The 23,043-nt window shown below is 61.4% G+C and carries 17 protein-coding genes; all 17 read left to right on the top strand.

All coding sequences use genetic code 11. The annotated features are described in order from the left end of the window. Nucleotides 1–19 precede the first annotated feature (19 nt). Genes PMI16_RS02165 through PMI16_RS02085 form a run of 17 tightly spaced genes read left to right on the top strand, consistent with a single transcriptional unit; the run spans nucleotide 20 to nucleotide 22,825 of the window. Nucleotides 20–577 carry an Hcp family type VI secretion system effector gene (locus tag PMI16_RS02165; protein WP_007875932.1) on the top strand — a complete coding sequence of 186 codons (558 nt, stop codon included), beginning with the start codon at nucleotides 20–22 and terminating at the stop codon, nucleotides 575–577. A gap of 57 nt (nucleotides 578–634) precedes the next feature. Then, nucleotides 635–1,012, top strand: a complete 378-nt coding sequence (locus tag PMI16_RS02160; protein ID WP_007875931.1) for a GPW/gp25 family protein — start codon at nucleotides 635–637, stop codon at nucleotides 1,010–1,012. A gap of 10 nt (nucleotides 1,013–1,022) precedes the next feature. Next, nucleotides 1,023–2,861, top strand: coding sequence for a type VI secretion system baseplate subunit TssF (gene tssF, locus PMI16_RS02155; protein WP_007875923.1), 1,839 nt, complete (start codon nucleotides 1,023–1,025; stop codon nucleotides 2,859–2,861). A gap of 8 nt (nucleotides 2,862–2,869) precedes the next feature. Further along, complete coding sequence (tssG, locus tag PMI16_RS02150; protein ID WP_007875917.1) at nucleotides 2,870–3,940, top strand: type VI secretion system baseplate subunit TssG; 1,071 nt, start codon at nucleotides 2,870–2,872, stop codon at nucleotides 3,938–3,940. Further along, complete coding sequence (locus tag PMI16_RS02145) at nucleotides 3,937–6,567, top strand: contractile injection system protein, VgrG/Pvc8 family (protein WP_007875916.1); 2,631 nt, start codon at nucleotides 3,937–3,939, stop codon at nucleotides 6,565–6,567. Before tssG ends, PMI16_RS02145 begins: the two co-directional genes overlap by 4 nt. 6 nt (nucleotides 6,568–6,573) lie before the next feature. Continuing rightward, nucleotides 6,574–9,201 (top strand): DUF2169 family type VI secretion system accessory protein, encoded by a 2,628-nt coding sequence (locus PMI16_RS02140; RefSeq protein WP_007875914.1) that lies wholly within the window; start codon nucleotides 6,574–6,576, stop codon nucleotides 9,199–9,201. Beyond that, nucleotides 9,198–10,265, top strand: a complete 1,068-nt coding sequence (locus PMI16_RS02135) for a pentapeptide repeat-containing protein (protein WP_007875912.1) — start codon at nucleotides 9,198–9,200, stop codon at nucleotides 10,263–10,265. Before PMI16_RS02140 ends, PMI16_RS02135 begins: the two co-directional genes overlap by 4 nt. Continuing rightward, on the top strand, nucleotides 10,262–10,828 hold the full coding sequence (locus PMI16_RS02130) for a DUF3540 domain-containing protein (protein WP_007875909.1): 567 nt from the start codon (nucleotides 10,262–10,264) through the stop codon (nucleotides 10,826–10,828). The genes PMI16_RS02135 and PMI16_RS02130 overlap by 4 nt, the downstream gene beginning before the upstream one ends. 31 nt (nucleotides 10,829–10,859) lie before the next feature. Further along, nucleotides 10,860–11,258 (top strand): DUF4150 domain-containing protein, encoded by a 399-nt coding sequence (locus PMI16_RS02125; RefSeq protein WP_007875907.1) that lies wholly within the window; start codon nucleotides 10,860–10,862, stop codon nucleotides 11,256–11,258. Beyond that, the gene (locus PMI16_RS02120) at nucleotides 11,255–11,731 is read left to right on the top strand and encodes a hypothetical protein (RefSeq protein WP_007875901.1); all 477 of its coding nucleotides are present in this window, start codon (nucleotides 11,255–11,257) and stop codon (nucleotides 11,729–11,731) included. The genes PMI16_RS02125 and PMI16_RS02120 overlap by 4 nt, the downstream gene beginning before the upstream one ends. A gap of 25 nt (nucleotides 11,732–11,756) precedes the next feature. Beyond that, nucleotides 11,757–13,193, top strand: a complete 1,437-nt coding sequence (tssK, locus tag PMI16_RS02115) for a type VI secretion system baseplate subunit TssK (protein ID WP_007875900.1) — start codon at nucleotides 11,757–11,759, stop codon at nucleotides 13,191–13,193. Beyond that, nucleotides 13,186–13,986: a DotU family type IV/VI secretion system protein gene (locus PMI16_RS02110; RefSeq protein WP_007875899.1), complete on the top strand. Its 801-nt coding sequence runs from the start codon at nucleotides 13,186–13,188 to the stop codon at nucleotides 13,984–13,986. Before tssK ends, PMI16_RS02110 begins: the two co-directional genes overlap by 8 nt. Nucleotides 13,987–14,020: 34 nt before the next feature. Then, on the top strand, nucleotides 14,021–18,025 hold the full coding sequence (locus PMI16_RS02105) for a type VI secretion protein IcmF/TssM N-terminal domain-containing protein (RefSeq protein WP_007875898.1): 4,005 nt from the start codon (nucleotides 14,021–14,023) through the stop codon (nucleotides 18,023–18,025). Nucleotides 18,026–18,039: 14 nt separating this feature from the next. Then, nucleotides 18,040–19,170, top strand: a complete 1,131-nt coding sequence (gene tssA / locus PMI16_RS02100) for a type VI secretion system protein TssA (RefSeq protein WP_007875897.1) — start codon at nucleotides 18,040–18,042, stop codon at nucleotides 19,168–19,170. A gap of 1 nt (nucleotide 19,171) precedes the next feature. Next, the gene (locus PMI16_RS02095; RefSeq protein ID WP_007875895.1) at nucleotides 19,172–21,226 is read left to right on the top strand and encodes a GNAT family N-acetyltransferase; all 2,055 of its coding nucleotides are present in this window, start codon (nucleotides 19,172–19,174) and stop codon (nucleotides 21,224–21,226) included. Between the two features lie 28 nt (nucleotides 21,227–21,254). Then, nucleotides 21,255–22,505 carry a hypothetical protein gene (locus tag PMI16_RS02090; RefSeq protein WP_007875890.1) on the top strand — a complete coding sequence of 417 codons (1,251 nt, stop codon included), beginning with the start codon at nucleotides 21,255–21,257 and terminating at the stop codon, nucleotides 22,503–22,505. 35 nt (nucleotides 22,506–22,540) lie between these two features. Beyond that, on the top strand, nucleotides 22,541–22,825 hold the full coding sequence (locus tag PMI16_RS02085) for a hypothetical protein (RefSeq protein ID WP_007875888.1): 285 nt from the start codon (nucleotides 22,541–22,543) through the stop codon (nucleotides 22,823–22,825). The last annotated feature ends 218 nt before the right edge of the window (nucleotides 22,826–23,043 follow it).

Raw genomic sequence — 23,043 nt, 5'->3', positions numbered from 1 at the left:
TTATCTCAAAGGAGTTGTCATGGATTTGATTCTTTTCCAGCCAGGCGATCAAAGCATCCTGAGCGGCGACGGCAGCCAGGTCGATAACAGCGGCTGGGTGGCCGATGGCCCGACCGGCTTGTGCATTGAACTGGTGTCGCTGCACCAGGGCATGAAGCAACAAGTCACCACCGATGTCAGTAACAACGCCCGTACTTCGGGTCGCCCCATCATCACCGAATTCACCCTGGTCAAATACGTCGACCAGACTTCGGTGAAACTGTATGAATATTGCCTCGGCGCCAAGCTGCTCGGCACCGGCGCCGGCGCGCCCAGCACCATCTACATTGCGCGCGAGTCGGGCGGCAAGACCATGAACATCATCAAGATCGAGCTCAAGGATGCCCTCATCAGCGAAATCCAGCTGCAGACCCATCCCAACGACATGCCGACCGAGCAGTTCAAGCTCAACTTCACCGAAGTAATCTGGACCCATACATTGCAGCTCAACGACATGTCTTCCAAGGGCGTCAAGACTGCGGGATGGAGTTTGGCCAAGAACATGCCGATCGCCGGCAAGTTCTCGTCCAATCCATAAGCTGTCTGTACGGTCGGCACCCGGCAGGCGCGGTATTTCAGGTTCATCGGAGGTCTTATGCAGTTCTTGCTCGAACGTCTGGCGCAGCCACCATCGTTCAATGGAACCTCGCAGTTCGACCTGCGCGAGGCCATCCATGCGCAAATCCAGCGCCTGGTCGGGGCCCGTTTTGTAGCGGCCGGCGCCGATCTCGACTTGCTCGATTTCGGCGTGCATAGCGTGGTCGAACTAGGTGCCAACGACAAGCTGCGACTGGAGCAGTATGCCGCCCGGATAGCACGACTGATCGCGCGCTATGAACCGCGCTTGCGCATCGCCAAGGTACAGATTGTGCCCAGCGGTGACAGCGCCAGCCCTTATCGCCTTGCCGTGTCCGGGTTGATTGGTGCAAGCGATGAATCGGATGTATTCCATTTCGAGTTGCCGTCGCATTGAGGAGCACAGGATGGAAGCAAGCAATTTTTCTCTCGACAACAGCTTCCGGCAGGAATTGGCGGCGCTGCGTACAGAGTCCCTGCTGTTTAGTGAAAAGCATCCGGAACTGGCGCGTACGCTAGGCCTGAATGCGCGCGAAGCCACCGATCCGCAAGTCGAATTGCTATTGCAATCGTTTGCGTTTCTGGGCGCGCGCTTACGCCATCAGGTCGAGCAGGACAAGGCCAACCTGCCCAACGCACTATTGTCCTTCTTATATCCTCATTTGGAAGCACCGATACCGGCCATGCTCGTCGCCCAGCTCGATGTCAAACCCGACGGCACTGATTTCACCAAAGAACAATTGCTGGCGCGCGGTCGCACCATCACCGCGGCGGCCGCCAATCATCTTGGTCAGAAGAGCGAATGCCGCTTCGTCACCGCTTACGATACGCCGCTACTCCCCTTGCGCATTGACGACATCAGTTTTTCCGCGGCGGCAGAATATCCTTTTCTGGGCGCTACGCCGGCGGCGCAGTCAGTGCTGCGGGTGCGCTTGCGTGCTGACGGCATCGGTGCCCTGCAAGTCAAGGGCAAGGGGCCGCAACGCCTGCGTTTCTTTATCAATGATGCCCACATCGATGCACTTGCCTTGTATGAATTGCTGGCCTTGCATCTGACTGCGATTGCGGTCACGCCTTACGACCCGGCACGCTCACCCCGCCTGCTCGACGCTGAGGTACTGCGTTGGCTCGGCATGGAATCCGAGGAGGCTCTGCTCAAAACCAATCCTCATACGCATCCCGGCTATCGCCTGTTGCAGGAATACTTTTCGTTTCCCGAAAAATTCCTGTTCTTTGAAATCAGTCAACTCGATACGCTCGATTTCAGCGCGGTCGATCAATATTTCGACCTGCTACTGGTACTGGACACCCCCTACGACGCGGCGCTCAATGTAAGCGCCGCGTCCTTGTATCTGAACTGCGTACCGCTGGTAAATCTGTTTTCTCAGCGCATCGACCCGATCTCGCTGAACCATAACAGCTACGAATACCATTTGATGGGCGATTTGAAGAATCATCGCTATTGCGAGATTTACACCATCGAGCACTTGGAGTCGCTCTCCAGCGACGGCAAGGCGCGCACGATCGCGCCCTATTTCGCCATGGATAACTTCGAACGTCTGGAGCAGCAAGACTATTTCTACCTGGCACGCCGGCAATCGGCGACAGCCTTGCATGTGTCGGGAAGCGAAATATTCGTGTCCTTCCTCGACCAAGAATTCCACCTGGGCCAGCCGGGCGACGAAGTCGTCGGCGGCCGTGCTTTATGCACCAACCGCCGCTTGCCCGAACGCCTGATGTCCGGAAGTCCGCTGCATCTCGAGGGTGCCGGCCCTGTGACGGCGGTGCGCGCGCTGACCAAACCGACGCCGCATCACAGCGCTGCGCAGATCGGCAATCGCCCGTGGGCGATGGTTTCCCAACTGGCGCTGAATCATTTGTCGCTCGACGGCGGGGCCGTCGCCTTGTCCGCGCTCAAAGACATCCTGCGCCTGCATTTAGGCTCCAATCAGGATAGTGGTCGCAAGCAGATTGACGCCATCAAGGAATTGCGCAGCCGCAGCATCATGCGCCATGTCGGCCAGGATGGCTGGCGCGGTTTCGTGCGGGGCAGCGAGTTGACCGTGGTGATGGAGCCGCTTGACTTCGGCGCCGGCAGCACAGTGTTGTTTTGTTCGGTGCTGCGGCAATTCTTGCGCATGTACGCCAGTGTAAACCATCTGGTTGAAGTCAATCTGGAAACACGCAACATCAAAGGAAGCCAAAAGCAATGGCCAGCACAATCCGGCGTCGCGATCGCACTGTAAGGGAGCACATGCTCCGCCACTACGGCGACTTCAACGTCTTTCAGTTGATGCGCCTGTTGTTGGCTGAGTCGGATGACGGCGCCCGCATGGGAGAACGCCTGCGTTTTCGCGCCGATTTGTCGGCGGCCTTTCCCGCGCGCGAGTTCACCCAGCTCAAATTGTTGGCCACCCCTGATCGTGCCGATGGCGTAGCCACGCATTCGATTGAAATCAGTACCGCCAATTTTTGCATCGCCAGCGTGATCGGCCCTTTGCCGGAATCGTTCACCGAATGGGTGCGCGAACTGGCTGCAGCGCGCTACACGGCCATGTCCGACTTCCTCGACATTTTCAACCAGCGTGCCAACATCCTGCGTTTTCAGATGAAGCAGGAGCTCACTATGGGCTTGCACCAGGCCCCGCCCCAGCAAACCGGCATGGCGCACTGCATGGCGGCTCTAATGGGGCTGTCGCAACCACAACTGGCCAGCCAGATGCCAATGCCCGCCCGTAATTGGCTGGGCTTGGCGGGCCTGCTGGCTAATCGGCGCAAACAGTCTTCGACCATCGTGCACATGCTATCGCTGGCCTTGGGCGCGCCGGTACGGCTGACGCCCTTCATCGGCGCATGGCAAGAGATCGACGAACAGGATCGCTGCCTGCTGGGACGCCGCAATCATCGACTCGGCCGCACCAGCGTCGCTGGCCGTCGCGTGTGGGACCAGCAAGCCAGGTTTCGGCTCGACATCAACGTAGCCGATTACGACGCCCTCTGCCGTTTGTTGCCACCGGCGCTGCGCCAACTGGAACCATCATCAGAACAATCCGGGCCGCCGGGTACAGCGCATTTTGAGTTGCTTGACGGCATGGTGCGTCTGCTCGTAGACCGGCTGGCGGACTGTGAGGTCGTGTTGCACGTTGCCGCCAGCGGCCTGCGCGGCGTGCCTCTGGCGCAGCCGTCGCGCCGTCGCGACGCCAATTCCTGGCGGCTGGGCCAGACGGCGTGGCTCCTGCCCGCAAACGAAGAGGCCGCACGCGATGCGCAGCCACGCGAGGTGCGTTACCTGATCAGCACCACCAAGTCCCTGGAGGCGGCATGAACGATTCCCTCTCCGCAGCCGCAGCGCGCGCCTTTGCCGTCAATCGCCTGGCACCGCCGGAACCGGTGGTTTATTTGCATTGCGCCATCTTCCTCGATCGCCACACCACGCTCGGCGCCGAGACCTTTCGCCTGCAAAGTTTCCAGGGGCAAGAACAAGTCTCGGGCCTCTTCGAGTTCGAACTGGAATTGAACGGCAATTCGGACGGTGCGCATGCCGAAACCTTCAGCTTCAACGACATCATCGGCAGGCCGATTACGGTAGGTATCGAAATTCCGGCCGACAGCGGCCCGAATCCTGCCGCCTTCAACCAAGCTCTGGGCGGTGCAAAAACAGATCACAACGCCAGCGCGACGCTGTCCCTGTTTCATGGCATGGTGACCAGTTTTTCCGTCAAGAATCGCGGAAGCTACAGCATTTCCATGGCGCCCGAATTGCATCGACTCCGGCTGACCAACAGCTATCGCGTGTTTCACGGAAAAACCGTGTGGGAGATGATCACTATCCTGCTCGATGCTCACAACATCGCCTATGCGCCGTTTTCCGGCAGCCAAGACAATCTGGCACAGAACCGCAGTCAGGATTGGATGCAGGCCGGCGAAACCGACTATGACTTCCTGATGCGCCTGCTCGGCAAGGCGCACTTGCATTATTACTTTACCCACACCGGCAACAGCCACACTGTGGTGTTTTCCAATCAGACTACCTATCCCCAGGTGTTTGCCGACGGCCGTCCGCTGTCCTATGACTTCAGCAGCGCGCAAGCGCTGGGCGCGACCCAGGCCGACATCATTACCGAATACAGTCTCAAAAAGTCGCTGGGCAGCACAGGCGTGCATGGCGTACTGACACAACAAGACGGCGCTTGGCTCGACAATCGTGTGGTCGACTTCCAATCGTTCCAAGGTGCCAGCAGCGCGGACGCGGACACGCTACCGTTTCGCCTGTACAAAAGCTATCAATACGGTTGCAGCAAGGACGAGGCACGCGCCTTTGCGGATGCCACCAAGAGCACACTCGATAGTTCGCGCCACGAACTCAGCGGTTCCAGCACCTGCAGCCATTTCCGCTCAGCACACCGATTCTCAATGCGCAACGGCGCCGGCGGTCCCGACAACCCGCGTCAGCCTTGCCTGGAAGAAGGTGATTTCGTACTGACCTCGGTCAAGCATCAGGTCGATGCCGATGGCAATTACCAGAACCAATTCCAGGCCAGTGCCGCTACCTTCCTGATCACGCCTTATTCGATCCAGGACACCCAGCAAGGCAGCGTATTGGCGCTGGTGGTTTCAGATGCCACAACTGCAGGACAAAACCCGGTCGACTTCGGCGCCGCCAGCTCCTTCAGCACCGGCCAGACCAACTTCACCGACAGCCTCGCCAAACCATCCGCCTTCCCGCAGATTGGCGTATACGTGCGTTTTTCCACGGACGACAAAGATGCGCCCAGTGTGTGGATCAAGCTCTCCTCCTCCATGCAAACCGCCCCCACTGTAGGCTCGGTGGTGATGGTCGGTCGCGCGCAGGACGAGTCTGAATTGCCCGAGATCCAGAACATCGTGCAATCGAACGGCACTACGCTGGTGGTGCCATCCGGCTGGTTGTCAAACACTCATATCGGCAGCAATTTTTCGACTGGCTACGGCGATAACCAGAACATCAGCTACGGCAAGTATTCGGCCCCCGATCTGAAACAATCCAGCGGCATCGTGAAGACCGCTTATGACACTGGCCGCTTCGGCAACGCCAGCTTTTCCCAGGGCGCCGGCTACAGTTTCAGTTGCGCCGAATCGGCCGCCACCGGCGCGCAGTCCGACAGTGGCGAACTGTACGGATCCGACCCGGTGGCTACCGACATCCTGAGCGCTTCGGAATCGTTCGGCTCGACCTATAGCCGGGCGCTGGGCAACATGAGTTATAGCCATACGCACTTCGCCAAATCCGACAGCGATAGCTGGACCGGCGACAGCGTCAGCAGCAGCTACGTCGACACCAGCACCAGCACCAGCCACACCAATACCAGCAAGAGCACCAGCTACACCGGCAACAGCTTATCGGCCAGCGCCGGCCTGACCAGCACCTCAACGTCGGTGATGGGCGTGGCCACCAACAATTCAAATACCGGTGTATCGATCAACGTTACCACTACCGGCAGCGTCATCAATACCAGCATGACAGGAAGCACCCTGGACGTCAGCCTGGCCGGCGACACCGTGAGGAATTCCACCAGCGGAGATCTGATGGAAACCACCACCAGCGGCAACACCATCCGCACATCGACCAGCGGCGACCTGACTGAAACCACGATTAGCGGCATGATCACCCGCACCGTCACCACCGGCCTGACTGTCGAAGACCACGTCGGCTGCGGAGAAACCATCAACAAGGTCAATGGCGAAGTGGTGAAGAATGAAACCAATGCCGCCGTGGTCGAAAACGTCTCCAGCGGCGACAGCACCCGCATCGTCACTTCAGCGGCGAGCTCGAACATCGTGACTATGGCCGAAACAACGACGGTGGAGACCTCCGGTCCCGGAGCCCGGGTGTCGAACAACGATGAAACACCGCATATCGACAATGTCGTCACGCGGATATGCATCATCGAAGCCATGATCATCTTTATGTGAGCCGCCATGAGGATCATCAAACCACAATCGCTGGGCCTGCTGCACAAGCCCTACACTTATCTGGGCAAGTACTACCTGTCCATCGCCGCGCTGGGCTTCTTCCGGCTGGGCGCGGACAATCCGCGCTTCCTTACGGAAAACCTGCAGTGGCCGCACGTAATGGCCAGCTTGCCGCCCGGCATGCCACTGGACGAAGTGATGCCCAGGCAACAGGCTGAAGTACTGCTGCTGGGTTCGGCCTATGCACCGCAACAGCAAGCCTGCACCAGCTTGCTGGCGCAGTTGCGCGTGGACGACGCCGACGGCCGGGCGCTGGTCAGCAAATGCCTGTGCATCAGCGGCGAACGCGAGTGGCGCGCCGGCGTCCTCGGCGCGCGCCGCGTGAGCAAACCGAAACCCTTCACCAGCATGGCGCTGAGTTACCGCCGCGCCTACGGCGGCGCGCGCAACGACGTCAATCCCGAAGGCTGCGGCGAACGCCCGGCTGGAGCCTGGTTGTCAGCCTGCACCGGTCTCATGCCCAACATTAGCTATCCGCACACCATCGCAGCGGACTGGCGCGCCAGCGTAGCCGCTGGTTTCGGTCCCATCCCCATAGGCAATCGCACACGTCGCAAAAAATTCGGAAGCTATGGCGCGGCCTGGCGCAAGAACGATGCACCCGGCTTTGCGCGCGACATGGATTGGAGCGTCTTCAACATGGCGCCGCCGGATCAGTGGTCCGAACGCGACTTCCGGGGTGGTGAAGCGTATCTGCTGCGCAATCTGCATGCACGTCATGGGGAACTGATGGGCAAGCTGCCGGACTTGCGCGCGCGCGCCTTCCTGCTGGAGAACGGCAAGACGATCGAAGATATCAGGGAAGTCAGCTTGCGCATGGACACCGTCTGGTTCTTGCCGGACTACGATCTGGGCATCGCGATCTATCATGGCCAGACCGAAATCAACGACAGCGACGCGCTCGATATCAGTGCTCTGATGGTGGCCTATGAAGGCAACACCGCGCCCAAGAGCGAGCAACATTACCGCGACGTGATGGCGTTGCGCCTGGATCGCGAGAGCGGCAGGCTGCACGTGTTCAACGAATCACAACTGGCGCCCTTGCCCGACGAAGCCGAACGGCAACGCCGGGAGCAGGAACAGAAGGCCGCCGAAGACGCCGTGCTGGCGCGCAGCCAGCAGCGCATCGATTTGCTCGACGCTCAGTACTGGGCATCCCGCGGCGTCAGCGCACCAGCCGGACATCGCACGGCGCGCGCAACCCTGCCGGTGCTGGGCGTGATGACCGCGCGCACTGCCGCCGAGGGCGACTTCGATGTATCGGACATCGTTGCCAAAGCCCGCGCACTGGCCGCCCAGGTCGAACAGGCCGGCAAGGAAGCACTGGCCAGAATTCCGCAGATCACGCCTGTGGTCGCCGATGTAGCAAAGATGCTGGCCACAGCCCTGGCGCGCGCCGCCGTGCCCGCCTACGATCTGTTGCCGGCCGGGCAAACCGGCTGCGATCCGCAGTTGGCGGCCATGTTGACGCAACTACAGCTACCGCCGGACGGTGCCACACCAGCCGCGATCAAAGCCGATCAAGCCGCTCGCGCCAACATCATGAAAATTCCCGCTCACCGCCGACAGTCGCGCCGGGCAGCGCCCAAGGTGGTATTGCCGGCACTGCCCTATCCTCAATCCGTGGCGCTGGAGCTGGGCGCACAAATCCAGGCCTGGCTGCGCACAGGTGTAGCGCTGGCCGGCCGCGACCTGGCCGGCGCCAGCCTGGCGGGGGTCGACTTTGCAGGAGCCGATCTGCGTGAAGTCATGCTCGACGGCGCCGATCTGAGTGGCGCCAGTTTTGTCGGCGCCAATATGCAAGGCGCCGTGCTGGTGGGGGCCAAACTGGATGACGCCGATTTCAGCAACTGCAACCTGCAACAAGCCAATCTTTGTGCCAGCCACGGCCGCAATATCCGCTTCGATGGCGCCGATCTCGAGGGTGTCCAGGCACTCGACGCCCAATGGCCGCGCGCCGGTTTGCGAGGCGCGAGGCTGCGCCGGCTGCTGGCGATCCGGCTGCAATGCCCGGGGGCACAATTCGACCAGGCTGACCTGGGCAAAGCAATGCTGTTTGATGTAGAAGCCGACGGCACCAGCTGGCGTCAGACGCAGATGAAAAAAACGGTGTTCCTGCGCGCCAATTTGCAAGATGCCGATTTCAGCCAGGCGCAATTGCTCAAAGTGGTATTCAACAATGCAAATGTGCAGCGCAGCCGTTGGGACGGCGCATTGCTGGACGAGGTTCAGGGTGGCGCCGGCAGCAACTGGAACGGTGCCGGCATGGTGGGCGCGGTCCTGAAGAAATGCGGTTTTCATGGCGCCGAGTTCACGCATGTCGATGCCCGTCAGGCGCAATTTTTGCGCTGCGATTTTAGCAAAGCCGACCTGCGCTGGGGACAATTCGATGCCGGACAGTTTTCTTACTGCGGCTTCCTGAAGGCTGATTTGCGCATGGTCAGCGCCAGCGCTGCCGAATTCTTCCAATGCCTGTGCCGCAAAACTGATTTCTCCGGTGCGCAGCTGGCCTCGACTGTGTTTGCGCAATGCGAACTCACCGAGGCGATTGAGCCGATAAGGAGTGCGGCATGAGTATCTGGGACGACATCGCGCTGGCGATCCAACTGGACCAGCCCATCCATCAACACGAACTTGCCGGCCTCGATGCACGCAAGCGTTCTTTGGGGGGCGCCACTTTCAGCCATGCCAATCTGACCGGCGCCTCGTTTGTTGACGCGGATCTGGCGCGGGCCAAATTCATCAATTGCGACCTGGATGGCGTCGACTTCAGCAATGCAGTACTGGATCATGCCATCTTCGTCAAATGCTCAATGAAGGCAACCCGCCTGTGCGCTCGCCAGATGCGCCATATCTGCTGGGTCGATTGCGATCTCAGCACCAGCAACTGGGAGCACGCGCAGTTGCAAGTGAGCTCCGTAGTCAATAGCAGCTTGCAGCAGGCGCAGCTTGGTGCCGCGACACTGGAACGCAGCAGTTTCCTTAACGACCGCTTTGACGACGCCAACCTGGGTGGCGCGACGCTGGCGCAATGCGTGGTCAGTCCGGCCGACTGGCGCAAGGTGCAATTGCAGGAAATGCGTGCCGACGGCGTGGTGTTTGCCAACGCCAATCTGCAGGGGCAACGCCTGAACGGCCTGCATCTGCAGCGCTGCTCGCTGCAAGGCGCGGAACTGAGCGACGTCGATTTTGGCGCGGCCGACCTGCAGGGGGCGAATTTTCATCAGGCAAAATTTCTGAGGGCCAATCTGAGCCAGGCCAACGCCGCTCGCGCGCTCATGCTGGGAGCCAGCCTGGAGCACGTCAACCTGACCGGCGCCAATCTCGAAGGCGCGATCTTCCAGGCGGCCACCCTGCACGATTGCCAGCTCGACCAAGCGCAATTGAAAACCAGCATCTGGAACAAGAGCAAACATGCGCAAGTGTCTTTCCTCGGCGCCGATCTCAGTTATGCCCGCCTGGAGCAGATTCAGGGCGAGGACGTCGATTTCTCGCATGCCAATCTGGATCACGCCCAGTTTCACAATGCCGATATCTGTCACGCGCGTTTTGACGGCGCCAGCATGCATCGTCTGGCCAGAACCGATGCAGCCCGCCTGCAACTGGAAACCCGCACCCTAGCCCTGGAGAATAAATGATGCGATCAGCCCCTGCCGCCAGCAAACTTCCGCAGCCTTTGCCGCTGCATCTGGTTGAGGCAAAAATCGTCGTCGCGCTGGAGCGCCACAGCTACCTGCTCAATGACGGCCGCGTAGCGCGCCAGGCGCTGAGCTGCCTGGTCCGTCCCGAGGTGGGCGACCACGTGCTGGCGGCGTCCGGCCAGAACGGCCAGAACGATACGCCATACATCCTGCACGTACTGGAACGTCCGGAACTGCAACAGGTACAACTGAGCGCGCCCGGTGCGCAAGCCCTGTGCATCGAGCAGTCCGAGATTGCCCTCAACGCCAACCACAGCATAGCCGTACGCGCCCTGCACGATGTCGAGGTCAGTGCCGCCACCGGGGTATTGAGCCTGAATAGCCGCAATCTGTTCGCGACCGTGCAGGACAGCCTGGTGCAAAACGTCGGCAATTTCATCGGCAAGGCCGGTCACTATTTGCTGGAAGTCCGGCAATTGCTGCGTCTGCACGGTCAGCAAGCCCTGGTGACCGCCGAGCAGGACGTCAAGGTCGATGCCGAACGCATCAGCATGGGTTGAGACGACCCTATAACCACGCGACGGAGTATTTATGTTTGCCACCAATAGCCTGGCCGCCATGTCGATGATGACCGTGCCTGACGTCTGCAAGACGCCCATCATTGTGCCGGTGCCGATACCGTATCCGAATATCACCATGTCGAGCATGCACATTCCCTCGGTATTCAATGTCATGTTCGGCTCCGGCCTGGCGGAAAACCTGATGACTGAAGGCACACTCAGCATGGGCGACGAGCCCGGCGTGGAAGGTGGCATTGTCTCCGGCATCTTCATGGGAAAAGACACTTATATCCTCGGCAGCGAGGTGGTGACGGTCGGAACCGCCTTCGCCACGCACATGACTTCCCTGGTGGGCATGAACGGCATGCCGTTCAACACCGTGGGCATCTCGCTGGTACCGGCGCAATTTCGTGTGTTGATCCTGTCATGAACATGCTCAACGCGATCCTCTCCTCGCAGCCTTGGCACCGTACCGGCATTGTATTGGTCTCGCTGCTGCTGGCCGCCTGCAGCTTTTTCAGCGGTCCAAAGACAGCCTCGGTGTCACAGATCAAGGTCGTTGCCGAGATCAATGCCAACCAGAGCAGCGCAACTCAGCTCGACGTCGTGTTTGTCTATGACGCCGCCGCTACGGGGCTGTTGCCTAAAACGGGGCCGGAGTGGTTCGACAAAAAAGCCGCCCTGCTCGCCGGAGCCGCCGACAGCATCGACGTCGCAAGCTTGCAGGTGCCCCCGGCGACCATCGCCGACGTACGTTTGCCGGGTCGGCACAGCAAGGCAATCGGCGTCTACGTCTTCGCCAACTATCTGAGCGCCGCGGGGCAAGCGGTGAGCAATATCACGCCTTACAAAAGCGTGACGATCTGGCTCACTCCCAGCGGCATTACGTACAAGTTCCCCTGACGCAGGCACAGGAAAGCAAACCACCATGACACAGAATCCCGCTCTCCCAGACGCCGTCCAATGGTCGGAAGGCATGATGATGTCGCCTCAGCATTTTCAGCAAAATGATCGCTACTGGCATGCCCAGTTGCGTCATCGCCTGCAAGCGCTGAATCCGCACTATTGGGGGCTGCTGCACCTACGCTTTGACATCGTTAACGACATCGTGAGCATCAGCGAACTCGAATGCCTCCTTCCCGACGGCCTCTTGGTCGGCTTTCCGGGACAATCCCCACGCCACCCTGCGGGCAATGCCGAGATTGAAGTCGGCAGCGCCTGCAAGAGCGGCGCGCCGCCGCTGAAACTGTGGTGCTGGGTCAACGAGCGCGGTTCCCACGCGGCTTGCCAGGACAGCCAGGAGCGCCGCTACAATTCCATCCTGGATGCGCCCAGCGTCGATGAAAACACCGGCGACAACGGCCTGGCGCTGGCGCGTCTGCAAGTCAATTTCCAGCTTTACCTCGGCAACAGTTCGCCTGCGGCCGACAGTGCGGTGCCGCTGTTGGAAATCGTGCGCGGCGAAAACCAGCAACTGCAGGCGACGGCTTATCATCCCCCGCTGCTGCACATCGGCAGTGCCGACTTCCTCGGCGCCGACAGCCTGTGGCGGCAATTGCAGCAATTGCACGATCGCCTGTGGGACAAACTCGGGCAGTTGAGCGAAAACGGCAAGAACCAGGAAGCGGAAGAAAACCTGGGCACCGAAAAGCGCCAGCACCTGGCCGCCGCGCGCGCCATCAGCACTGCCCTGCCTGCCCTGTCGGTACTGTTGCACGAGCGCACGCATCCGGTGCAGTTATACCAGGCGCTGGCTCAGATCGCCGGCCAGGTCAGCAGCATCGGCAGCAATCCACTGCCTTTGCTGATGAAACCCTACCAGCATGATGATTGTCTGCCGCAATTCCGCCTGGTGATGGACTTTATCCAGGCGCGCCTGGATTCGGTGGATACGCGTTACGAAACACTAGCTTTTGTGCTGACAGACCAGCACGACGCTGATTCGCAGGATGCCTGTTTCGAACGGCATCTGCCGCCCGGCATGTCCGATGAACTGTTGATCGAACTGGAACCGCGCGGCGCCCAGACCAGCGCTCAGTTGCTGGCCTGGCTCAACGATGCCTTGATCGCGGACGCCACCCTGGTCGAACCTTTGCGCCGCGCGCGCGTGACAGGTGCCACGGCGCGGGCGTTGGAGCCCCATGAAGTCGAACGCGAAAAACTACGCCCCCAGGCCTTCCTGTTCGTACTCAAGAACCAGCGACTGATGCTGGACGACGACGGCGCGAAAACGGCATTCCGCGACAACCAGCCCCTGCATATCCAGGGGCGCAAGAATGGCAATCTCCCGGCCGCCATCACGCTATACCGCCGCAAGCAAAAAGCCGGCGCAGCCACTCCCTTGGGGCGGGATCATCATGCGTGAACCCGAGCTGCGTGCACAGCACGCCATAGAGCCGCGTGTGGATCGGCAAGCCGAGCCAGAATTTAGGCTGGTAGCGCAGTTTGCCGATTTCTACGAGGAAGTCGCAAGCATCAAACGCGCCCAGAACGAAGCTCGCCTGCCGGCCTACCTGGGACTTGAAGGAGCAGCCAGTTCGTCGGCCGACGAACTGGCGCGACGCGTGTCGGCACGCCTGCTTGAATTGCTGCGCCGGCAAGAACGCCTGTGCCTTGCCGACAGCGCCTCCGAAGCCGGACAACTGCAACGCAAAGCACTGTACGTGATGGCGGCACTGGCCGATGAAATCCTGATTTTCGAGTTGCCATGGCCGGCCCGTGACGCCTGGCTGGCAGTGTTGCTGGAACAGAGCATGTTCGACTCCAGCAATGCCGGCTCGCGCTTCTTTGCGATGGCGCAGCAACTGTTGCACGACAACATCCGCTCGCGCCTGCATATCGACCTGGCGGCGGTATTCCTGCTGGCCATGGAGCTTGGTTTCAAAGGCAGCCTGCGCGCACGCCAGGGGCAGACCGAACTGGCCGCGATGCGTCAGCGCCTGTATCAGTTCGTCACCGCCTCCGCCACCGGCGATGCCGCTGTGCATGCGTTCGCCGAAGCCTACGACTATCCGCTGCAAGGTATGCGCGACGAGCGGCTGGCGCCGGTGTCCCCGTGGCGCAACCTGGGCTTGTACGGCCTGCTCGGCTATGTGCTGGTGTCGGCGGTGGTATGGCTGGTGTTGATGTATCCCTTTGAACGTTATATGGGCGCCTGAGCGCCCGCCGTTGATCTGTAACAGGAGCCTATTCGTGAACGTCTCGCCGCAATTGCTGGCACAACTGAAAGCGCGCACCGGACTGTCGATCGACGCCGGCACGCTGGAGTACGTGCTGCTGGGCGTCGCGGCGCTGGTCGCGGCAGTCCTGCTGCTGTGGGGCGCCAAGGCGATCTGGGGCAAACTCAAGCCCTTGCTGACGGCCCCCAAGGCGCCTGCCTTGTGCGGCTGCGATCCGGAGCCGCCAACTCCCCGGCCCGGCTGGTTTGCGCGCTTGTCGCTGAGCATCGACTACTTACGCACCAAACGCGAATGGCGCTACGCCACGCCATGGTTCCTGATGCTGGGTGGGCAACGCGCCGGCAAGAGCAGCCTGTTGGCCTCGATCGGCCCGGAACACTGGCAACCGCTGAGCCGGCTGCAGCAAAAATTGAACGTGAGCGGCGCCACCTGGCACGCCATTGCCGACGGCCTGGTGCTTGACCCCGAGGGCGCATTGCCCTATGTCGCCGCCAATGTCGCGCTGGGCGTGCCCGATCAAGATGAGAATGTGTCCCGGCGCTGGAAAAAGCTGCTCGACCAGCTCGACGCCCTGCGCCCCGAACGCGCGCTCGACGGCATCGTGCTGGTGGTGTCGGCGGCAACCCTGTCGCGTGGCGACGCCGCTGCTTGCCAGGCCGCCGCGCAAAACGCCCGCCAACAATTGCGCACGATAGAGGAGCGCTTCGAATTCGCGCTGCCTGTGTATGTCGTGGTCAGCGCCTGCGACAGCATCGATGGTTATGCGGCGTTCTGGCGTTCGCAGGATGGCGGGCGCCGTAGTGAAATGGTGGGCTGGTCGGCAGCGACGCAAACCACGGACAGTCCGCCCTCCCACTGGAGCGAGGCGATCTTCGACGACGTCGGACGCCAGTTGCGCGCCTTGCAGGTGGAGGCGGCAGCGCATTGTGAACGCATCGCGCCTGATGATGCCGACTTGCTGTTCCTGTATCCACGTCATTTCGCGCAATTACAGGCACCGTTCCAGCAATGGTTGTCCATTGTGTTCCAAGCATCAGCCTGGCAAACCACGTTCTTCCTGCGCGGTGTCTATTTCACCGGCGTCGTCGCCGCCACCGGCAGCGAGGCCAGTATCGTAGCCGAGGTGCGCGAAGATGTTTCTTTCGTACGCGACCTGATGCTCACCAAGATCTTGCCCGAGACGCACTTGGCACGTCCCACACGCGCCGGCGTGTGGTCGCGCAACTTGCTGATCCGCCGGCTGCAATGGCTTGGCATTTTTCTGTTTACCGCATTGATTGTGGCGGGCGGCATACGCACCTGGCAGCTCGACGCACAGATCAAGAACGTGGTGTCATCGCTGAAATTGATGCAGCAGTTGCAAACTCCTGCGGCCGGCGCCGGCAATTGCATCCCGCAAGAACCGGTGTATCAACTTATCGGACAGGTCGCGCATATCGACACCGCTGCGTACAGCTGGCTGCTACCGCTGTCACTGTTCGATACGCGTCTGCGCGACGAGAGCGCGCAACGGGTCTCCGACAAGGCCTTCAAGAACGTGATCCTGCCCGGCCTTGCCTGCAATATGGGACAACGCGCACTAGCGCTGGGCAATCGCGCCAACAGCGCTACAGATACCGGGGTGGACTACAAGCAGGCGCTGGCGCAGTTGCAGGATTTTGTGCGTCAGGCGCAGTCCTACGAACAGAACAACAGCCGCTTCCAGCGGTTGCTGGGGCGCTCGCCTTATGCCAAGGATCGCGTGCAGCTGCCCGAATTCATCAGTCTGATCGAGTACGCCTATGGTACGCCGCTGCCGGTCAGCCTGCGCAGCCAGCCCGGCCTGCTGCCCGCAGTGCTGGAGAAACTCAACAACCGCGACTTCAGCGCTCCGCTCAACACACCGCCGCAACTTTCTCAAGACGTCAGTACGCATATCGTCGACATGGCCGACCGCGTGCAACGGCTGATGAACAACAACCTGCTGTCGGGCGCAGAGCTATTGCGGCAACTGGAGCAAAGACAGCAGCCTTTGCTCCTGCATGTGCAACAGTTCACCGCGTGGCTCACCTGGGTGCGCACCAGCTGGCTGGGATCGAGCGTCTCCAATAATCCCTTGCAGGCGGCACAGGACCAACTGGCGCCCAGCTTACAGGCACTGGTCGACGAGGCCGGCTATCCAGCCAACCTGCCGGCGCGCGTTGCTGCCAAATTCGATGCCGCCAGCCAGTACCCCAAGGCGATGCAGTCGCTGAGCCGCATGACCCTGCCCGGCTATGGCGCGCTGTTCATCACCGTGGACCAGAAAATCACCTTCAATCCGGCGCTGCAGGACGAGCTGCTGGGGCTCAATGCCCTGACCAATCTCGACTACATGCACGTCGATCCGCTGCAAGGCTTCGCGTGTCGCGGCAAGGTGGCGAACTGGAGTCCGAACCTGCTCAACCAGGCCAACCAGTATGCGCAGGGATACACCAAGTTCCTGGCGCAACCGCAGCTCAAGAACGGGCGTCCTGATGCGCTGTATCGCCAGCTGGCGCGCTACCAGCTCGAACTGGCGATGAACAACAGCCTGCAATTGGCGCAAAACGCAGTAGACGACTATATCGATCCGGCCGGCACGGTCAGCAGCGAAACGCGCCAGAGCAAGGACAGCAGCAATTTCGGCAAGATCGCGCCGACGCTGCTGGCCGTGCAAAAGCAATTCCGCACGCTGGGCATGAACGGCAGCGCTACCCGACTGGGACAATGCGTGCGCCAGTACGCCGACGCGCAATTGGCCAACATCGCCCTCCTGGCGGATCAGAGCCAGTTGTATCAACCGGCCTTCCTGCCGGCATCGAGCAATCCCGACGCCAATTTCTTTGACTTGGGCAGCACGCCGGTGATCAAGGACATGCTGGCGCGTCAGGTCAGCCGGGTGCAGGTCTTGTCGGATTATGCCGCGCCGGTACTCGACTACCTCAATCAAGCCGATCCTGCGTCGACCGGCAGCAGCGAAAACACCGCCAACGCGCCATATTGGAACAACACCGCCAACGAACTCAAAAAGTACGCACAAGGCAAGGACCCGACCGCCCAGCCGAGCTTGCTCGACAATCTGTTCCTCAAGGAATTTCCGGATCTGCAAAACGGCACCTGCGCCAAGCAGTTGGCGGCCTACCAATCGCCGGCACTGGGCAACGATCTGTTCTCCAGCCATCGCCAGCAGTTGGAAAAGAGCGTGCAGATGCGCTGCAAGGGAGAACGCTATGCCCAGGCCCAAAGCGCCTACCAGGCCGTGGCTACGCGCTTCAACCGCGAGTTGCGGGGACGTTATCCCTTCGGCCCGCTGGACGCCGAAGACGCCAACCTGGCCACGGTGAAGGCCTTCTTCATCGACTATGAAAGCAAGCGCACAGCGCTGACGAAAATGGTCAGTGGCCTGGATGATCCGTATTGGACCGACGTGCGCCGCTTCCTGGCTCAGCTCGACGACGTCAGCAAATTCATTCGCGGCAATATCACGCCGGCCGACCCCACCGCACCGGACGGCGAGGCCGACGCCCTGCTGAACCTGAACGTGAATTTCCGTGCACTGTCGGCCTCCTCGACCGGCGCCGACCAGCTCAGCCGCATGGCCTTGCTGTCCGGAGCCAAGGAGATCTCCTTCCCCAACGGCGGCAACAGCATGGATTGGCAATATGGCCAGCCGCTGGTGCTTGACCTGTCCTGGGCGGGCTTGTCGGTGTGGCGTCCCGCCGTATCGGTTGGCAAGTCGGATCTGCAGGTCGAAGGCAGCACCGCCTCGTTCGCCGCCAGCGGCAACTGGGCCTTGCTGCGCATGCTGGAACGCCACCTGCCCAAATCGGCCGGCCGCACCGACCCGCGCGATCCGACGCGATTGCTGCTGGAGTTCGACGTTGATGTGCTCAACGTCACCACGCCGGGCAAGGCGCTCACCGACACGGCACACCTGTTCCTTAGCATCAAGCTGACCAATCCCGGCGCCAAAACCGCCCTCAAACTGCCGACGGCGTTCCCGCCGAAAGCGCCATGACGACAGGAGTAACCATGACGAGTTCCTTGCAGGACGCCGCCGAACGGCATTTCCAGGACACCCTGGGCACGGGTTTCGAAGCACTGCTCGCTCCCATCAACGACGCCGCGCCTTGCGGCAGTCCGGCGCGCTACAGCACTTGCCATGCGGCGTTGCAGGAGGCGCGCCGGCAAGATGACCTGAGCCTGCCGCTGGGGACCTGGCAACGCGACCTCAAACGCGCCGACTGGGCCGAGGCCAGCCGCCTGATCGTGCACGCCCTGCAGCACGAGAGCAAGGACATGCAATTGCTGGCCTGGCTGCTGGAAGCACAGATCCGCCGGCACGGCATTGCCGGCGTGGCGGCGACGCTGGTGTTGACGCGCGCGCTGTGCCTGCAGCATTGGGAACAGCTGCATCCGCAGGTGCAGGATGGCGACGTCGAACACCGCGCCAACATCATCAACTCGATCGCCGAAAAGAATTTGCCGGCGCTGCGACTGGCACCGTTGATCGGCATCGGACAGGGACACAGCTACAGCTGGGCCGACTGGGAACAGGCGCAATTGAACGAGCAGATCAAGGTCGCCAACGGCAAGGTCAATAGCGAGGTCGAAGGCGTCAGCCTCACGGAGTTGCAAAGCGCGACAACGGCCGCCCCCACCGAGGGTTTCCTCGCCTTGCACACCCAGTTGCAAGCCGGCCTGCAGGCCATTGCCGAACTCAGCGTCGCACTTGACCCCTTGTTTGGCGAACATGCGCCGGGTATGGGCGGCATGGTGCAATTGCTGCAGCAAATGAATGCACTGGTGGAAGGTGAATTGCACCGGCGCGGAGTGCGTCTGCGGGAAGACGCGCCGCAGCTCCCCGACCCAACGCTGGCGGCGTCGGTGCAGCCGCCCACGGACGAGACGGCGTCGGCGGGCCTCAACGATGGCGCCATCCACGACCGCGCCGATGCTTACGCGCGACTGGCCGAAGCCGCCGAATTCCTGATGCGTCTGGACCCGCACAGCCCGGTGCCCTATCTGGTGCGCAGGGCAACCGAATGGGGCCGCTTGAATACGGTGGAGTTGTATCAGGAATTGTTTCTAAGGCTTAATGGGCAACTGAATATCTTTGAGATGCTGGGCCTGGAAACCGGGGCGGCGTCCCGGGGTCAGTAAGATGGCTGCGCAACCCGCTTCCGCGCCTGCCCGCCGACGCCGCCTGAGCAGCCTGCCGCTGTTCTCCGGGGACGCCGGCAACCAAGTCGTGCCCAGTCCGGATCTGGCGCACGCCTGGGCCGAGGCCATCGTCGACTATTGGCGGCACTACCAGGTCGAGGGCAAGGATCGGGAGCATCCCTTTTATCTGCTCGATCTGCAGCCGCGTGACGGTGCCGCCGCCTGGCTTTTGCTCAATGCGCTCAAAGCGCGACTGATGCAGCAAGGCCTGCAGATTCCCTGGTGCTACCTGGCGTGTCACGACAACGCCGCCGCCGCAGAACAATGCGCTGCACATCCGTACTTCCGGCAGTGGAGCGCGCAAGGCCTGGTTGACTTTGCCTGCTGGAACGATCGTCACGATGCACTCAGTTTACGCAACAGGGGCGTGACGCTGGTGCGCAGCGAACATCCCGTTGTGATCGTCGCGTTTGCGCATTTCCAGACGCTTGCTTCCGAGCTGTTCTGCATTCACCAGGGCCAACCCATGGCCGGGGTACTGGCCGGAGAAACCATCGATACGGCGCACCTGGATTACGAGTGGCAAACCTGCGACGACGAGACGCCTCCACCGCCTGCCGCCATGCTTGCGCATTATCGCCGTCACTGCAACGGCAGCGTCGTGCAACTACCTCTGCTGGCCTGCGCGCGGCTGGATGCCTGTGATCGCCTCGGCAATGGACGGTCGCTGCTGCTGGCCGCCGACCGGGGTGTAAGCGAGGTGCGTCAGATCAGGCTGGGTGCATTGTATCCACCGGCCACCTGGTCACCCGGCGCCGCCGCGCCGCCGGTCAACTTCGACGCCTTGCGTGTGCATCAGCAACAGCACGGCGTGGCGACATGGCAACGGCAATTGGATGACGATGGCTTGGTCCTGTACGCCGCCTGGCGCGACGACGCACAGGCAGTCCCGCCGCAGGTCTTTGGCGCACTCGCCACCCTGCTGGCGCAGGCTGCGGCCGACGATGTCGCGCAACTGGCCCGGATGGCGCACGACCCCGCCGCCTGCCTGTCCTTGTTGCGCTTGTCGCGGTATGACCCGCAACTGCTCAAGCAGTGCATTGGGTCTCTGCTGGACAAGCCCCCGGCCTGCAATGAAGGCGTACGACGCGACTGGGGCGATGCACTCCGGCGCACCTGGAACAATTATTTCCCGTCTGCGAGCCAGGACGGTTTCTGCTATCAGATGGCGCTGCTGGCGCTGTACCTGGGCGAGCCGGGTCTGGCCAGGCAATGCCTGCGCTTGTCCCTGGCATGGTACGGCGAGCAAACGGCCGAACTCTATTTGCTCGCCTTGTGCGAGTCGCTCAGCGGCGGTGTCGCCGAGGCTGACGTGTTGCTAGGTCGCGCGCTGGCGTGCGAACCGCTGCATGCGCAAAGCCTAGCCCTGCGCGCAGAACTGACCGCACGCCTGGCCGCCTGGCGCGAACACGCCTGGTATCTGCCGCAACGGGCGCGGTCCGGCACGCTGACACTCGAACCGCTGGGCCGGGAACACGCAGCCGCAATGCTGTATCAATATCGCGACCCTCAGATCGGCATCATGAGCTGTTTGCCACCACTTGAATCCATCGTTCAAGTTCGCCAGTGGATGGAGCGTGAGCAAAGACCTCCTGCGCGCGCCGGCTTTGCCGTCATGCACCGCGACCTGGGCTTCGTCGGCATGACCAGCATGCATTGCGAAGGCGCGACGGGATATTTGTATTTCTGGATCGGCAGCGATTTCCAGGGCTGCGGCCTGGGTCGACAAGCCGCGGCGCTATTGATCGACATGATGCGCGCACGCGGCGTGAACGAAATCTTTACCTCCGCCTATCGCGACAACCTGCGCTCCATTCATACCCTGACGCGCCTGGGTTTCCAGGCGATGGCCTTGCGTGCGCTGGCGCCGGATGACGAACTGCAGTTTTTTTACCTGGGCCGGCAGGCCGCCGACGACAGCGCACAACGCGCCGCCCTGTGCGCTCTATGCCTCGCCATCGGCAGTCCCCTGACCCTGGCCGCTGATCACCAATGAAGCACCCACCTACCGGAGGTTGAGCATCATGTCACGCAAACGAGAACTTGAAGATGGGACGCAAGACGATCGGCGCGCAGCGCCTGCGAACTGGAGGAGAGGAACGCAGGAATTGCATCCCAGGGCCATGGAGTTCAGTCTTCCGGCAGCCGCACCGGACCCCGATCTGCATCAATACAGCGCCGCTCTGGTCACGCGCGCCGTGATGGAGCCCAGCGGTGCACAGGATATGATGATGAACGCAGATTTGCATCGCCGCCTGGCTCTGGGTACGCAGGTCATGTCCACCGCCCGCGCAGCAATGCCGATGGGACGCGGCAACGTGGATGGGGACAATCCGTCCTTTCCTGAGGCCGTGCCAAGGACCCAGGAAGCATATCGCCAGCTCGATTTCGTCAACCCGGTGACCTATGCTTCGAAGGCAGCGGTCGCCGAAACCACGCGGGCCGGAAATTGCGACTTCCATGCAGCGGTGGGCGCATTCAACGCGGTACGCGGCATGACAGCGGACGACGTGGCGGCGGTCGTGGTTGAAGATCGTCACACTTTTGCCGAGCTCAGGCCGGCCCCTGGGGCACAGCCCTCGACGGTGCATCCGCACGATGTCGTTCTGGATTCATGGGGCACCGGCTCGCATGCCGTGATGCGCGAAGACTCCGCCATGGGCCGTCTCATTGACAGTCCCGCCGCGCCGAAGACTGTGCACAACACCAACTATACCGAAGCAGTCATCCCGAAGGGCGATGAGGCCACCATGAACATGGAGCATCAGGCTGCGCGCACTTATCTCGCCTCCTGGGATGTGGCGGGCCATGCCGACAGGCAGGCAGCAGCATGGCGCGCCCGCACACCGGTCCCGGGAGACACGGGACAGCAATATCCACTACAGGATACCCAGATAATGCAGCAGTCTGCCGAGACACTGGCTGCGCGGACCGCGCTTGCGACGCACTTTCCGGGGGATCTCAGTGCGGATCGCAACCCCGAGCATGTTGGCCTTGAGCATGGCTATATGAGAGAACTGCATGCCGCGCAACTGCTGGGTGGCGTCGTTCACCATGACCGCCGCAATACGAAGCCAGGCAGCACCCCGCCCCCCTTCCTGCCGGACGTGGGAACGGCGCCGCACGAAGTTGCTTCCTCTACAACGGCGGCGCCTGCCCGGCGTCCTTCGGTGAACTTCTCGGCTCATCCTCCCCAAGTCATCGAGCCTGATGCGGCGCCCGGATTTGCACCGTCGCATGCGGCGCCCGGGAAAAGCATCCTCAAGCGCGGCTAGGTCTTTTCTTCATCACCATTTTCCAAGGAGTTTCCATGCCTAATATCAACGATGTATTTGCCGATGCGGTCACCGATGGTGGAACGCGTGCCGGGTCTGGCACGAATACTTCATTCAAGGATTTGTCCAGCAAATCCAACACGACGCATAACGTGCGCGTGTTTCATCGCACAGGCAGCTATACCGACCTGCACATGCATGGCAACAGCATGGGTACCGCCTCGCATCACAGCGTAAGAAGCGGGACGGTGACCACCATCAAAAAATCCCAGATGAACAAGTCGACCAAGGACTATGTGCGCCAGATGCACGGCAAGTAAAGTCCGTCACGCCCCTCCCGGCGCAACAGACAAGTGCATTGATTGCGGAAGTAACCTGAGTCACTCGGACAACTCGGACGACTCGGAGCATGCCGCCATTCCATGGATACCAGCGCAACCGGAAGCGGCGCACGACGCCCTCAGAAGCGCTACCGCCACCGGTGGCAAGCACTGATATAAACCTTTTCCAAAGCGTATTGCAGGCAAACGGAGAAACC

This window comes from Herbaspirillum sp. CF444 (assembly GCF_000282135.1).
GTDB lineage: Bacteria > Pseudomonadota > Gammaproteobacteria > Burkholderiales > Burkholderiaceae_D > Herbaspirillum.
Note: the sequence above shows the minus strand (reverse complement) of the source record. Positions and strands in the feature narration are given on the sequence as shown.